We start from the raw sequence: 14,226 nt of genomic DNA, 5'->3' as shown, positions 1-14,226 counted from the left end.
GCGTCCCCAACGTCCCCCAGGTGCTCGGCCGCGCTCAAAGACGGGCCCCGCCCGTGTGATGAACATCGCGTGGCGGGGTATCCCGCAGCCGGCCAACCTCGGACCCGCAACGGGTGAAAGGACAAAGTCCCGATCCGGACGTCTGGCCAGTGGTCCGCCGACGAAGGCGCACAACGGCAGGGCCTAGGCTGGGCGGCAGAGTGACCCACAACGCGGTGGGTCGAGGGGAGTGGCACCGATGGACCGGCGTCCGGCGATCAAACCGGAACCCGACCTCCGGCAGGATGACTCCGGCCGGGACGATGACAGCTTCGATTCGGCGACCGACGGGGACGGCTACGGCCGGCTCGACACGGGAGTCACCGGGCTGACCGGGTCGAGCATCGACACCATCTACGATCTGGGTCTGCCAGCCGAGGCGCTGGCCGACGACGTGGAGGACGCCGAGCTCGACGAACCCGTCCCCAACGCGGAGCGCCTGGTGGCCCAGGCCGTCGCGCTCGCGGGGGACGACCACGACGCGGCGACACTTGTCGGCCGTTTCTGGCGGTTCGCCCCGGACGAGGAGCTGGTCGGCTTCACGGCGGAGGAGATGCTCGACGCGGCCCGGGCGCACCGGGATCTCGCCCAGCAGCGGGTGCCGGGCGAGTTGAAGCTGCGGATCCACGAACCGCACGCGGACCAGCACCACACAGTCGTCGAGATCGTCACTGACGACATGCCGTTCCTGGTCGACTCGGTGACGGCGCTGCTCAACTCGTACCACCTCGACGTGCACCTGCTGGTGCACCCGCTGGTGGTGGTGCGGCGGGAGCCGCTGGGCCGGCTCACCGAGGTCTCCGCCGACGTGGAGCCGGACGACGCGATCGCCGGCGACATCATCGAGAGCTGGATGCGGATCGAGATCGACCCGGTCCGGGACGCGGCCGAGCGGGACCGGTTGCGCCGCGAGTTGCAGCGGGTCCTCACCGACGTGCGGGAGGCGGTGGAGGACTGGCCGAAGATGCGTCAGCGTGCCCTCGAGCTCGCCGACGAGCTGGCCTCGGCCCGTACCTCCGACAACCGCCCACCGGTGCCGGAAAAGGACATCACCGACTCGGTGGAGCTGCTGCGGTGGCTCGCCCAGGACCACTTCACCTTCCTCGGTTACCGCGAGTACCGGTTGGTGGACGCCGGCGGCGGCGACGCCGCCGACCCGGTCGACGGCAAGGCGTTGGAGGCGGTGCTCGGCACCGGTCTGGGCATCCTGCGCTCCGACTCGCCGGACGCCCGGTCGCTGGCCTCGATGACGCCCGAGGCGCACGAGAAGGTGCTGGAGAAGCGCCTGCTCATCATCACCAAGGCCAACTCCCGTGCCACAGTGCACCGCTCGGCGTACCTGGACTACATCGGCTTCAAGATCTTCAACGCCGATGGTGACGTGATCGGTGAGCGGCGCTTCCTGGGCCTGTTCTCGACGGCCGCCTACCGGACCAGCGTCCGTGAGCTGCCTGTGGTACGCCGCAAGGTGGCCGAGGTGCTGGACCGCTCCGGCCTGAGCCAGCGCAGCCACTCGGGCAAGGATCTGATCCAGATCCTGGAGACCTACCCGCGCGACGAGCTGTTCCAGATCAAGACCGACGACCTGTACCACGCGGTGGTCGGTGTGCTGCGGATGGCCGGTCGCCGGCAGCTGCGGGTGTTCCTGCGTCGGGACGCGTACGGGCGGTTCATCTCCTGCCTGATCTACCTGCCCCGGGACCGGTTCACCACGCAGAACCGGCTGCGCATGCAGGACATCCTGCTGCGGGAGCTGAACGGCGTCGGGGTGGACTACACCACCCGGGTCACCGAGTCGATGCTGGCTCGGGTGCACTTCATCGTCCGTACCGACCCGACCCGACCGCCCGGCGACATCGACGCCGACCTGCTGGCCGAGGAGTTGGCCGACGCCACCCGGCTCTGGGACGACGACTACCGGTTGGTGCTGGAGCGCAAGCTCGGCGACGAGCAGGCCAAGCACCTGTTCACCCGGTACGCCGACGCGTTCCCGGAGGGCTACAAGGACGGGCACACGCCGTACGAGGCGATGAAGGACCTGGCGAAGCTGGAGCTGCTGGAGGAGCCCGGCCAGCTGGAGATGCACCTGTTCCGCAAGCAGTTGGCGCCCCGGCCGGGCACCCGGGTGCCGGGTGCGGACCTGGCCGAGGCGATGGACGTCCGGTTCAAGGTCTACCGGTACGGCGAGCCGATGATGCTCTCCGCCGTGCTGCCGGTGCTGCACTCGCTCGGCGTACGGGTGGTCGACGAGCACCCGTACGAGGTGGACCGGATCGACGGTCGGGTCTACCTGTACGACTTCGGCCTCATGCTGCCCGAGGGGCATCACGAGCTGGCCGAGGTGCGCCCGCACGTGGAGAACGCCTTCGCGGCGGCCTGGCGCGGTGAGGCCGAGGTGGACCGGTTCAACGAGCTGGTGCTGCGCGGCGGGCTGACCTGGCGGCAGGTGGTGGTGCTGCGGGCGTACGCGAAGTACCTGCGGCAGGCCGGCACGGTCTTCTCACAGGACTACATGGAGCAGACCTTCATCGCGTACCCGAAGCTCGCCGCGTTGCTGGTGGAGCTGTTCGAGACCCGGTTCGCGCCGGGCGAGTCGAGCACCGAGCAGCGGCAGCAGCGCAGCGGTGAGCTGGTGGAGACGATCCGGGGCGCGCTGGACGACGTGGCGAGCCTCGACCAGGATCGGATCCTGCGCTCGTACCTGACGCTGATCGAGGCCACCCTGCGGACCAGCTTCTACCAGAAGCGCGCCGACGGGCGACCGAAGGCGTACGTGGCGTTCAAGCTCGACCCGCAGGCCATTCCGGACCTGCCGGCGCCGCGACCGAAGTTCGAGATCTTCGTCTACTCGCCCCGGTTCGAGGGTGTGCACCTGCGGTTCGGGCCGGTGGCCCGGGGCGGGTTGCGCTGGTCCGACCGTCGGGAGGACTTCCGTACCGAGGTGCTGGGCCTGGTCAAGGCGCAGATGGTGAAGAACACCGTGATCGTGCCGGTCGGCGCCAAGGGCGGCTTCGTGTTGAAGCAGAAGCCGGGTGACCGGGACGAGGCGGTCGCCTGCTACCAGGAGTTCGTCGGCGCGATGCTGGACGTCACCGACAACATCGTCAGCGGGCAGATCGTGCCGCCCGAGGACGTGGTCCGGCACGACGGCGACGACCCGTACCTGGTGGTGGCGGCCGACAAGGGCACTGCGACGTTCTCCGACATCGCCAACGAGATCTCCAAGGCGCACAACTTCTGGATGGGTGACGCGTTCGCGTCCGGCGGATCCGCCGGCTACGACCACAAGAAGATGGGCATCACCGCCCGGGGCGCCTGGGAGTCGGTCAAGCGCCACTTCCGGGAGTTGGGCCTGGACACCCAGACCCAGGACTTCACTGTGGTCGGCGTCGGTGACATGTCCGGCGACGTCTTCGGCAACGGGATGCTGCTCTCCGAGCACATCCGGCTGGTGGCCGCCTTCGATCACCGGCACATCTTCCTCGACCCGGAGCCGGACGCCGCCACCTCGTACGCGGAGCGTCGACGGCTGTTCGACCTGCCCCGTTCCTCCTGGGAGGACTACAACCCGGAGCTGATCTCGGCAGGTGGCGGCATCTTCCCGCGTACCGCGAAGTCCATTCCGATCACCCCGCAGGTCCGGGCGGCGATCGGCCTGGACGACGACGTCACGCAACTGTCGCCGCAGGACCTGATGAAGGCGATCGTCACCGCCCCGGTGGACCTGTTCTGGAACGGCGGCATCGGCACCTACGTCAAGGCCTCCACCCAGACCAACGCCGAGGTGGGCGACAAGTCCAACGACGCGATCCGGGTCGACGGGCGCAGCCTGCGCTGCCGGGTGGCGGGCGAGGGTGGCAACCTGGGTTGGACCCAGCTCGGCCGGATCGAGTACGCGTTGACCGGTGGCCGGATCTACACGGACTTCATCGACAACGCGGCCGGGGTGGACACCTCCGACCACGAGGTGAACATCAAGATCCTGCTCAACACGGCGGTGGCCGACGGTGAGCTGACCATGGCCGACCGCGACGAGCTGCTGGCCGGGATGACCGACGAGGTCGCGGAGCTGGTGCTGCGGGACAACTACGACCAGGCTCGGGCGATCAACAACGCCCAGGCCCAGGCCGCATCGCTGCTCCCGGTTCACCGCCGGATGATCAACGAGCTGGAGCGGTCGGGCGGGTTGGACCGGGCGTTGGAGGCGCTGCCGCCGGACGAGGAACTGGCGGTCCGCAGCGAGTCCGGCCTGACCGCGCCGGAGTTCGCGGTGCTGCTCGCGTACGTGAAGATCGTCCTGGAGCGGGAGATCCTCACCGAGGGGTTGGCAGACGAGGAGTGGACGACCGACGTACTGGTCAACTACTTCCCGACGCCGATGCGCGAGCGGTTCGCCGACCGGATGGGCCGGCACCGCCTGCGCCGGGACATCGTCACCACAGTGCTGGTCAACGAGGCGATCAACCGGGGTGGCATCTCGTTCATCTTCCGGGTGGTCGAGGAGACGGCGGCCAGCGCGGCCGACGTGATCCGGGCATACGTGGTGGTCAGCGAGGTGTTCGGCCTGCGCGACCTGTGGGACGCGATCGAGGCGTTGGACAACAAGGTGGCGCCGGAGCTGCAGACCAGCGTCTACCTGGACACCCGCCGGCTGCTCGACCGGGCGGTGCGGTGGCTGGTCTCCAACCGGCGCTCGCCGATCGACGTGCCGGCCGAGATCGCCCGGCTGCGTGACGGGGTCACCCGACTGCTGCCGGGTCTTGAGGAGCTGTTCTACGGCAACGAGCGCCAGGGCATCGCCGCGCACATGGACTCGATGACCGAGCGTGGGCTGCCCCGCGAGCTGGCGGAGCGGGCGACCCGGCTGATGTACAGCTTCGGCCTGATGGACGTGGTGGAGACGGCGAACGCCAGCGGGCGGGACGTCAGCGAGGTGGCCTCGGTCTACTTCGTGCTGTCCGACCTGTTCCGGGTGGACTCGCTGCTGTCGAAGATCTCCCTGCTGCCGCGGGAGGACCGCTGGCAGACGCTGGCCCGGATGGCGCTGCGGTACGACCTGTACGCCGCGCTGGCCGCGCTCACCGCGGAGGTACTCGACTCCACCCCGGGCGACCTGCCGCCGCACGAGCGGGTGCAGCAGTGGGAGCAGTCGAACGCCACCTCCATCCACCGCGCCCGACGGGCGATGGGGGAGTTCGACGAGTCGCGGGCGGATCTCGCCGCACTGTCGGTGCTGCTGCGTCAGATCCGCACCCTGGTGCGGACCTCGGCAGCCGCCTGATTCAGGTATACGCCGGACGCGGTCCGGCCGGTCGGGGGTGACCCCGACCGGCCGGACCGTTTCGTTAGTCGCCGATCAGGCCGCCAGGGTGGCGAAGACGACGATGTTGTCCGGGTAGCTCTTCGCGGCCTCGTCGAACTGACCGCCGCAGGTGACCACCCGCAGGCTGGGTCGGTCGCTCGGTCCGTAGACCAACTCGGTGGGGAAGGCAGTCTTCGGGTACGACTTCACCGAGTCGACAGTGAAGGTGGCCGGCACTCCGTCGGCGCGGCGCACGGTGACGGTGTCGCCGGGGGTGAGAGCGCCGAGGTCGAAGAAGACGGCCGGGCCGAGCACCGCCGAGTCCACGTGCCCGACGATGACCGCGTTACCCGTCTCGCCCGGGCTCGCACCGGGCTCGTACCAACCGGCCTGGTCGGCCTTGTCCAGCGGAGGGACCTGGACGGTGCCGTCCGGGTTGGTGCCCAACGACATGATCGTCGCGTCGACACCGATCCGGGGGATCTCGATGCTGGTCGGTGCCGAACGGGCCAAGCCGGCCGCCGCCTGACCGGCCGGCTGCCCGTCGACCGCTGGAGCATCGTCGGCGGTGCCCGCCGGCGGGGTGACCTCGGGGCCGGCCTGGGCCAGCGGCTGCGGCGGCCGGGGAGTAGGCGTGGTCTTCAGGGAGGCGCCGATCATGCCGGCGCCGATCATGGCCAGGGTGACGACGACGGCCGTGCCGGCGGCACGCCACGGTTTCCCGTGGCGGCCGCCGGCCGGTGTCGTCGTCACGTCAGACGAGCGAACCATCGGTCCGCCGACGACGCATCAGCACGATCCCGCCGAGCGCGGCAGCGCCGAGCAGGCCCGCCCCGCCGGTGGCCAGACCCCGGTCGGTGCCGGTGCTGACGCCGCCGTCACCACCGTCGACACCGCCGTGCGGCAGCACGACCAGCTCGCCCTCGCCGCAGGAGCCCTTGAGCTCGTAGCGACCCGGCTTGGCGTCCTTGTCGACCTTGGCCTCGCCGTAGTAGACGAACTCGCGCTCCTCGTCCCGGCCACGCTCGTCCGAGCCGCGCTCGTCCTTGCCGTAACCGCCACGCTCGTCCGAGCCGTACTCGGAGCCGTGCTCGTCCTTGGACTCCCAGCCCTTGTCGGAGCCGTTGTCCGAGCCGTACTCGGAGCCGTGCTCGTCCTTGGACTCCCAGCCCTTGTCGGAGCCGTTGTCCGAGCCGTACTCGGAGCCGTGCTCGTCCTTGGACTCCCAGCCCTTGTCGGAGCCGTTGTCCGAGCCGTACTCGGAGCCGTGCTCGTCCTTGGACTCCCAGCCCTTGTCGGAGCCGTTGTCCGAGCCGTACTCGGAGCCGTGCTCGTCCTTGGACTCCCAGCCCTTGTCGGAGCCGTTGTCCGAGCCGTACTCGGAGCCGTGCTCGTCCTTGGACTCCCAGCCCTTGTCCGAGCCGTTGTCCGAGCCGTGCTCGTCCTTGGACTCCCAGTCCTTCTTGTCACGGCCTTCTTCGGCGTCCTGGCCGTGCTCCTCACCCTTCCAGTCCTTGCTGTCCTCGTCGCCGTAGGCGTCAGCGGCAGCGCCGCCACCCTGGCCGCCCTTGCCGTTCTCGTCCTTGCCGTTCTCGTCCTTGCCGTTGTCGTCCTTGCCGTGCTCGTCCTTGCCGTTCTCGTCCTTGCCTTCGTGGTCCTTGCCCTTGTCGTCCTTGCCGTGCTCGTCCTTGCCGTTCTCGTCCTTGCCCTCGTGGTCCTTGCCGTTCTCGTCCTTGCCCTTGTCGTGGTCGGAGGAGTTCTCCTCCTCGCGCCACTCGCGGTCCTCACCCCGGTCCTCATGTGCCGGCTTGAGCTTGACCTTGCCGGTGACCTTGGACCACACGTACGCGTGCTCCTGCCGATCCGGGCAGATCTCGAGGAGCTTGACCTCGTCGCCAGCCTTCACGACGTGCGGCTTGGCGTAGACCTTGCCTTCGTCGTGACCGTCGGCGAACGCGATCCCCGGTGCGAACACCAGGAGCGACGCGCCGCCGAGCGCGGCGCCCGCAACGACCTTCCCGAGCATCTTCTTAGCCATGACCTGCGTCACTCCATCCCTGTTGTCCTGAGCCCGGCGACAACCGAGCTAAGACCGACGTTAGACGGTTTCATGACTTATGAAGTGAAAGATTCGCGTTTTGACCTTTGGTCCAGGTAAGAGGTGAAGGGGTGCTACGCGGCTTTCGCCGCGCCGAGCGTCATCTCGGGCGGCCCGGGACCTTCTGGGGTACGGCACGGTGTTCCGCGCCCACAGTTCCCGGCCTGCCTCGCTCATCCGGTAGCGGCGGGTCCGGGCGGCGCGTGCCGGTCGGGCGGGCTCGGGGGTATCGTCCGAAACGGCTCCGGCAACGCATCGAGCCATTGCCATGGAAGCGCTCCCATGCAAGAATCGGCGAACGCGGTTCAGAGAGCCACACCGTGCAGGCAGGGAGTCGAGGGCACCCGGTTCACCGGGCGACACACCCGCCGCCGATCGACCGGCCGACGTCTCGGTCGGGCACCACCACCACCATCGCCCGTCCGGGTCGGGCGCCCCCCAAGAATCCCGTTGGCGCCGACGGCCGTCCGTGTAGGACGCCCATCGGGCCGTCCCGCCGGGCCGTACGTGGGCCCGGTCTCGCCCAAGGAGATCAGTGGCATGAATGTGTGGAGAAGGCTAACCGGCCCACGCCGGGCCCTCGCGCTCGCCGGCGCGGGTGCCCTGGTCGCCGGTGGGCTCGTAACGATTCCGGTTACCGCGGCGCAGGCCGCGACGCAGTGCGATATCGCGTACACGAGCAACGACTGGCCCGGCGGTTTCACCGCGAGCGTCACCATCAAGAACGTCGGCGACGCGCTGAACGGCTGGACGCTGGGCTGGACCTTCCCCAACTCCAGCCAGCGGGTGCAGCAGGGCTGGTCGGCCACGTTCACCCAGTCCGGCAGCCAGGTCACCGCCCGGAGCATGTCCTACAACGGCACCCTGGCCACCGGCGCGTCGACGAGCATCGGCTTCAACGGCGCGTGGAGCGGCAGCAACCCGAAGCCGACCTCGTTCACGCTGAACGGCGTGGTCTGCAACGGTGGCACCACCCCGCCGACCACGCCCCCGCCGACCGACCCGCCGCCGACCACGCCCCCGCCGACCGACCCGCCGCCCACCACGCCGCCGCCCGGCACCAAGGTCGACAACCCGTACGCCGGGGCGCGCGGTTACGTGAACCCGGAGTGGAAGGCCAAGGCGGACGCCGAGGCCGGCGGAAGCCGGATCTCCAACAACCCCACCGCCGTCTGGCTGGACCGGATCGCCGCGATCAACGGTACGCCGGACAGCAGCTCCAACGGGGCCTTCGGGGTGCGGCAGCACCTGGACGAGGCGCTGCGCCAGGGCGCCGGCTACATCCAGTTCGTGATCTACAACCTGCCCGGCCGGGACTGCTCCGCGCTCGCCTCCAACGGTGAGCTGGGCCCGGACGAGCTGCCGAAGTACAAGGCCCAGTACATCGACCCGATCGCCGCGATCCAGGGCGAGTCGAAGTACAGCAGCCTGCGGATCATCAACATCATCGAGATCGACTCCCTGCCGAACCTGGTCACCAACACGTCCGATCAGGCCGGCGGCACTGTCATGTGTGACACGGTCAAGGCCAACGGCGCCTACGTCAACGGCGTCGGCTACGCCCTCGCCAAGCTGGGCGCGATCGGCAACGTCTACAACTACATCGACGCTGGCCACCACGGCTGGCTCGGCTGGGACTCCAACTTCGTCCCGACCTCCAACATCCTGAAGACCGCCGCGGTCGCCTCCGGCAGCACTGTCAACAACGTGCACGGGTTCATCACCAACACCGCGAACTACTCGGCGCTGCAGGAGCCGTACTTCAAGGTCACCGACAACGTCAACGGTCAGTCGGTGCGGCAGTCCAAGTGGGTCGACTGGAACTTCTACGTCGACGAGCTGTCGTTCGCCCAGGCGTTCCGCAACCAGTTGGTCTCGGTCGGCTTCAACTCCAACATCGGCATGCTGATCGACACCTCCCGTAACGGCTGGGGCGGCTCCGCCCGGCCCACCGGTCCGGGCGCGACGACGAGCGTCGACACGTACGTCAACGGTGGCCGCATCGACCGCCGGGCCCACCTCGGCAACTGGTGCAACCAGGCTGGTGCCGGTCTTGGTGAGCGGCCCCGGGCCACCCCGGCGACGGGCATCGACGCCTACGTCTGGGTGAAGCCGCCGGGTGAGTCGGACGGCTCCAGCAAGGAGATCCCGAACAACGAGGGCAAGGGCTTCGACCGGATGTGCGACCCGACGTACGGCGGCAACGCCCGAAACGGCAACAACCCGTCCGGAGCGCTGCCGGACGCGCCGATCTCCGGTGCCTGGTTCTCCGCCCAGTTCCAGGAGCTCATGCGCAACGCCTACCCGGCGCTCTGATCGGGTAGCTCACGCACCAACCCGCTGCCAGTGGTTGGTGAGGCACTGTTGGCAGCAGGTTCCCCCCGGGTCCCCGGCTCGACCGTCACAGGTCGGGCCGGGGACCCCCCCCTTGTGGGCCCCCGATCAGGGCACCGTGCGTTCGATTGCCGCCCGGCCCTGCTCGGCCAGGTCACGGCGGGCCTTGTCCAGGTTCTCCGGTGTCAGGTCCTGGCCACGGGCCATCACCAGGTCCTCCGGCTCCCAGGGCTGTTCGCCCCCGGTGCGGATGTTGTCCCCACCGGCGCCGGTGCCCGTCCCGGTCGCCCCGGTGCCGGCAGCGTACGGATCACCGATCAGCTCGTCGGTGTCCGGTGCGAGGTCGTCCGGTCGACTGCGGGGTTCGGCGAAGCCCGGTGTGTCCCGGTCGGGGCCGCCTCCGGTCCGCAGCTGCGGCACGGTGGCGTCATCGTCCACCGCCGAGGCCACCTCGGGGCTGTCCTCCAGCGGCGGTTGGCGATCGCGATCGGTCATGGTGCTGCCTCCTGTGTCCGACACGGTGCCTGATTTCCCCCACGTACCCCTTCGTGCTCCGCTCATGCCGCACGGCCCGGCGGTCAGGCCGGGCCGTGCTCACGAGGTGCGGTCGGGCGGTCAGGCGTCGGGCTGCTGCTCGTTCGGGTCCGGCGCTTCGGCTGGGCGCAACCACTGCCAGAGCAGCATGAGCAAACCGAACACGAGCATCGCCAGCCCGGCCCACAGGTTGATCCGTACGCCTTCGGCCTTGTCGATCTCGGCCCGGCTGTCGAAGATGCCGATCAACGTCACGATGATCCCGTACGCGACGAACAGGCCACCGATCACCCGGCGGATGTCGAACAGCCGGGCCGCGGCGGACCGCCGCTGCTCCGCCTGCGTCTCGTCGATCAGCGGGTCCTGTGCCGGCTGGCCATCGTTGCTCATCTGCCGACCCCTTTCCTCAGAAGACCGGGATGTAGAAGACGGCGGCCAGCGCGACCGCGATCAGACCGAGCAGCACCGGGGAGCGGTACCAGACGGCGTCCCCGGCGAGCACGTCGCCCTTCAGGTCGACGCCGCCCATGCCGTACACCAGCCCGCGAAGCTCCTCGTCCCGCTTGGGCGAGGTGAGCGGGGTGACGATCGCGGCGACCACCACCGCCGTGACGAAGGCCAGACCGGCACCCCAGAAGCTCTCCTCCAGGTCGGAGTTGAAATCGACCACACCGCCCTTGTAGAGCAGGTAGAGGCTCAGCGACACCAGGGTGCCCAGCAGGAGCGACCAGAAGCCGGCCAGGGCGCTCATCCGCTTCCAGAACATGCCGATGATGAAGGTGGCGAACAGCGGCGCGTTGAAGACGGAGAAGAGAGCCTGGATGTAGTTCATGATGTTGCTGAACCCGGCCGCGATGAACGCGGTGCCGATCCCGATCACCACGGCGGCGACCGTCGCCCACCGCCCGACCCGCAGGTAGTACTCGTCGGACCGGTCCCGGCGGATGTACGCCTGCCAGATGTCGTAGGTGAAGACGGTGTTGAAGCCGCTCACGTTGGCCGCCATGCCGGCCATGAACGAGGCGAGCAGGCCGGTGACCGCCACCCCGAGCACGCCGTTGGGGAGCAGGTCGCGCATCAGCAGCGGGATGGCGTTGTTGTATTGCAGGTCGCCGCTCTCCGCGCCGAGGCCCTTGACAGTGACCAGGGCCACCAGGCCGGGGATGACGGTGACCAGGGGGATGAACAGCTTCGGGTACGCGGCGATGATCGGCGTACGCCGGGCGGCGCTCATGTTCTTCGCCGAGAGGGCCCGCTGCACCTCGGCGAAGTTCGTCGTCCAGTAGCCGAACGACAGCACGAAGCCGAGGCCGAAGACGATGCCGATCCAGTGCGCGCCCAGCGGGTTGGCAGTGCTGCCGGTGTCCTGCCACGCGTGCAGACCCGCCTCGCCGAGCTTGGTGTCGCCGACCGCGTCCATCAGGCCGTTCCACCCGCCGACCTTGACCAGACCGATCACCGTGACCGGGATGAGGCCGGCCAGGATGACGAAGAACTGGAGCACCTCGTTGTAGATCGCCCCGGACAGGCCACCGATGGTGATGTACGCCAGCACGATCGCCGCGCCGACCACGATCGCCGTCCAGAGCGGCCAGCCGAGCAGCGCCTGCATGACGAGGGCCAGCGCGTAGAGGTTCACGCCGGCGATCAGCACCTGGGCGACGGCGAAGCTGAGCGCGTTGAGCAGGTGGGTGGGGCGGTTGAACCGCAACCGCAGGTACTCCGGCACGCTGCGGACCTTGGAGCCGTAGTAGAAGGGCATCATCACGATGCCCAGGAAGACCATCGCCGGGACCGCGCCGATCCAGTAGTAGTGGACCGTCATCACGCCGTACTGGGCCCCGTTCGCGGCCATCCCGATGATCTCCAAGGCGCCCAGGTTGGCCGAGACGAAGGCGAGACCGGTCACCCAGGCCGGCAGGGAACGGCCGGAGAGGAAGAAGTCGACGCTGGTCCGGATCGCCCTGCGCGCGGCGAAGCCGACCCCGAGGACGGTGACGAAGTACAGCGCCAGGATCAGGTAGTCCAGGCCGTTCATGTTGAGCCGAAGACCGTCGCCGTCCATCCCGTCACCCCTCGTCCCGCGGTGGTTGGTGCGCGCGCCCTATTACCCCGTCCGAGCGGTTTCACTCCCGGAGGTCGGGACCGCCGTCTTCCGGCCCCAACGGGTGGTCTGGCCGGCCGGGCGACGATCAGCGCGCAGGAGGGCGCCCCGGCCGTCACGGCCGGGGCGCCCTCCTGCTGGTCGGCTGATTCAGCGACCGAGTACGCGGTCCAGGAAGTCCCGGTAGTTACGTACCGCCATCCGCAGCTGCTCGGTGTCGGCCGAGCCGGCGTCCTGCCATCCACCCAGCGTGTTCTTCTGCGCGGCCAGCGCCGAGGAGAGGGCCTGGATGGCCTCCTCCACCAGCGACTGTGCTTCGCCGGCAGCCGCCTGCGGGTCGTCGACGAAGCGCAGCTGCACGTCCCGCCAACGGTCCCGGAAGCCCTGCGCGGTGTCCGTGTCGAGGAGCGTGGCCGGCTCGGCCGCGACTGTCGACCCGGCGGGTCGGGACGTTCCGGCGGACTCCAGCGTGGGGCTGGTGTCGTCGCCGGGAACCGGTTCGCCGTCCGCGTCCGGGTCGACCATCTCCGGTGTCGCGCTGCCGTAGCCGGCCGCGCCCGCCGTGGCCGCGTCCCGGTCGCCGGTCAGATCGCCGCGCCGCTCGGGGTCGCCGTCAGTGCTCCCCGGCGGGACGACGGTCCGCGCTGACGTGTCCGCGTCGGTGCGGTCGTCGAGGTCCGTGCGGTCGTCGACGTCGGCGCTGTCGTCGACGTACGCGTCGCGGCGGTGCAGCTCCGCTGTGGGGTCGGCGCGCAGACCCTCCCGCTCGCCGTCCTCGGCGCCGTCGCCCGGCTGAGCGGTCCGCTCGGCCCGGGGGTCCGGCTGATCCTGCGGGTGCGGGCTGGCCAGCGCGGAGGCGGCCACCGCGTCGGCCACAGTGGTGGCGCCGAACGTCGTCGGCAGCGGCCCCGGCTCGTGGAAACCGCCCTCGTCGGTGGACCGGTCGTCGCGCCGGTGACGCGTGTCGGAGTCGTCGGTCAGCTCGTCGTCGGACCTGTCGTACGCGGCCTCCCGGTCGGTGTCGTCGGTCCGCTCGTGAGCGGCGGTCTGGTCGTCGAAGGTGCCCCGGTCGTCGAGAGAGTCCTCCGGGACGTCGGAGCGGCCGGCCCGGTCGCCGGCCGGGGGTACCGGCACGGGCGCGGACCGGACGGCCTCCGGGTGGTCGTTGCTCACCTGCTGCTCTTCCTGGCGCATCGGTGGCCTCCTCAGCGGCTCGTGGCGTCGTGGTCCGGGTGGTGGCGCTGTTCGGGAGTGCGGTGGCCGACCGGCTCCTCGCCCAGCAGGTCGGCGAAGAGCGCGCGGTAGTGCACGACCGCCTGCCGCAGCTCCTCGGTGTTGGCCTCGCCCCGGGAGTTGCGCAGGTGGATCTCGTGCGCGTCCCGGTAGTTGGTCAGCGTGCGGGCGTGCTCGACGGAGAGGTGGGCGATCTGGTCGGAGAAGTCGCCGGTCGGGTAGCCCTGCTCCTCGATGAGCCGGGTGACCAGTTCGTCCGCGTCGCCCACGGTCTCGCCCGGGGAGTCGATGAAGCGGACCTGGAGTTCCTCCCAGGCGGCGGCGTACCGGGCCCGGGACTCCGGGGTGAGTGGGGTGAGCGTGAGCTCGGCATGCCGACGTTCCCGGTCGCGCAGTTCGCGCTCGGCGGCGGACCGGCTGTCCTGTTCCGCCACCACCCGGTCGTACTCCGGTCCGAACCGGTTGCGCAGCGAGCGGCGGTTGTTGAGCGAGCGGGCGGCCACGGCCAGCACCGCGACGATCACCAGCACGACGAGCACGATGACGATTATCTGCGTGGGCGACATGGGCTCCTCCTTCGTC

At 69.6% G+C, this 14,226-nt stretch carries 9 protein-coding genes; 2 read left to right on the top strand and 7 right to left on the bottom strand.

Annotated elements, in window-relative coordinates; genetic code table 11:
* Positions 1 to 238 precede the first annotated feature (238 nt).
* Positions 239 to 5,320: an NAD-glutamate dehydrogenase gene (locus tag IW249_RS03415; protein WP_196919460.1), complete on the top strand. Its 5,082-nt coding sequence runs from the start codon at positions 239 to 241 to the stop codon at positions 5,318 to 5,320.
* Positions 5,321 to 5,395: 75 nt separating this feature from the next.
* Here IW249_RS03415 and IW249_RS03410 read toward each other — a convergent pair whose 3' ends face one another.
* Positions 5,396 to 6,094, bottom strand: a complete 699-nt coding sequence (locus tag IW249_RS03410) for a class F sortase (RefSeq protein WP_196919459.1) — start codon at positions 6,092 to 6,094, stop codon at positions 5,396 to 5,398.
* Between the two features lies 1 nt (position 6,095).
* Positions 6,096 to 7,379 (bottom strand): putative sodium/potassium/calcium exchanger, encoded by a 1,284-nt coding sequence (locus tag IW249_RS03405; protein ID WP_196919458.1) that lies wholly within the window; start codon positions 7,377 to 7,379, stop codon positions 6,096 to 6,098.
* Positions 7,380 to 7,979: 600 nt separating this feature from the next.
* On the opposite strand from IW249_RS03405, the gene IW249_RS03400 reads away from it, so the two are divergent.
* On the top strand, positions 7,980 to 9,755 hold the full coding sequence (locus IW249_RS03400) for a glycoside hydrolase family 6 protein (protein ID WP_196919457.1): 1,776 nt from the start codon (positions 7,980 to 7,982) through the stop codon (positions 9,753 to 9,755).
* A 126-nt stretch (positions 9,756 to 9,881) separates the two neighbouring features.
* Here the strand turns inward: IW249_RS03400 and IW249_RS03395 are convergent, their stop codons facing one another.
* The 5 genes from IW249_RS03395 to IW249_RS03375 all read right to left on the bottom strand — a co-directional run bounded on the left by IW249_RS03395 (position 9,882) and on the right by IW249_RS03375 (position 14,210).
* Positions 9,882 to 10,268: a hypothetical protein gene (locus tag IW249_RS03395; protein WP_196919456.1), complete on the bottom strand. Its 387-nt coding sequence runs from the start codon at positions 10,266 to 10,268 to the stop codon at positions 9,882 to 9,884.
* A gap of 120 nt (positions 10,269 to 10,388) precedes the next feature.
* Complete coding sequence (locus IW249_RS03390; RefSeq protein ID WP_196919455.1) at positions 10,389 to 10,697, bottom strand: hypothetical protein; 309 nt, start codon at positions 10,695 to 10,697, stop codon at positions 10,389 to 10,391.
* Between the two features lie 16 nt (positions 10,698 to 10,713).
* On the bottom strand, positions 10,714 to 12,372 hold the full coding sequence (locus IW249_RS03385) for a sodium:solute symporter family protein (RefSeq protein ID WP_196919454.1): 1,659 nt from the start codon (positions 12,370 to 12,372) through the stop codon (positions 10,714 to 10,716).
* Positions 12,373 to 12,561: 189 nt separating this feature from the next.
* On the bottom strand, positions 12,562 to 13,605 hold the full coding sequence (locus IW249_RS03380) for a hypothetical protein (RefSeq protein WP_196919453.1): 1,044 nt from the start codon (positions 13,603 to 13,605) through the stop codon (positions 12,562 to 12,564).
* Positions 13,606 to 13,616: 11 nt separating this feature from the next.
* The gene (locus tag IW249_RS03375; protein WP_196924614.1) at positions 13,617 to 14,210 is read right to left on the bottom strand and encodes a hypothetical protein; all 594 of its coding nucleotides are present in this window, start codon (positions 14,208 to 14,210) and stop codon (positions 13,617 to 13,619) included.
* Positions 14,211 to 14,226: the final 16 nt, after the last annotated feature.

This window comes from Micromonospora vinacea (assembly GCF_015751785.1).
Taxonomy (GTDB): Bacteria; Actinomycetota; Actinomycetes; order Mycobacteriales; family Micromonosporaceae; genus Micromonospora; species Micromonospora vinacea.
This window is presented reverse-complemented; position numbering and strand designations above follow the sequence as displayed.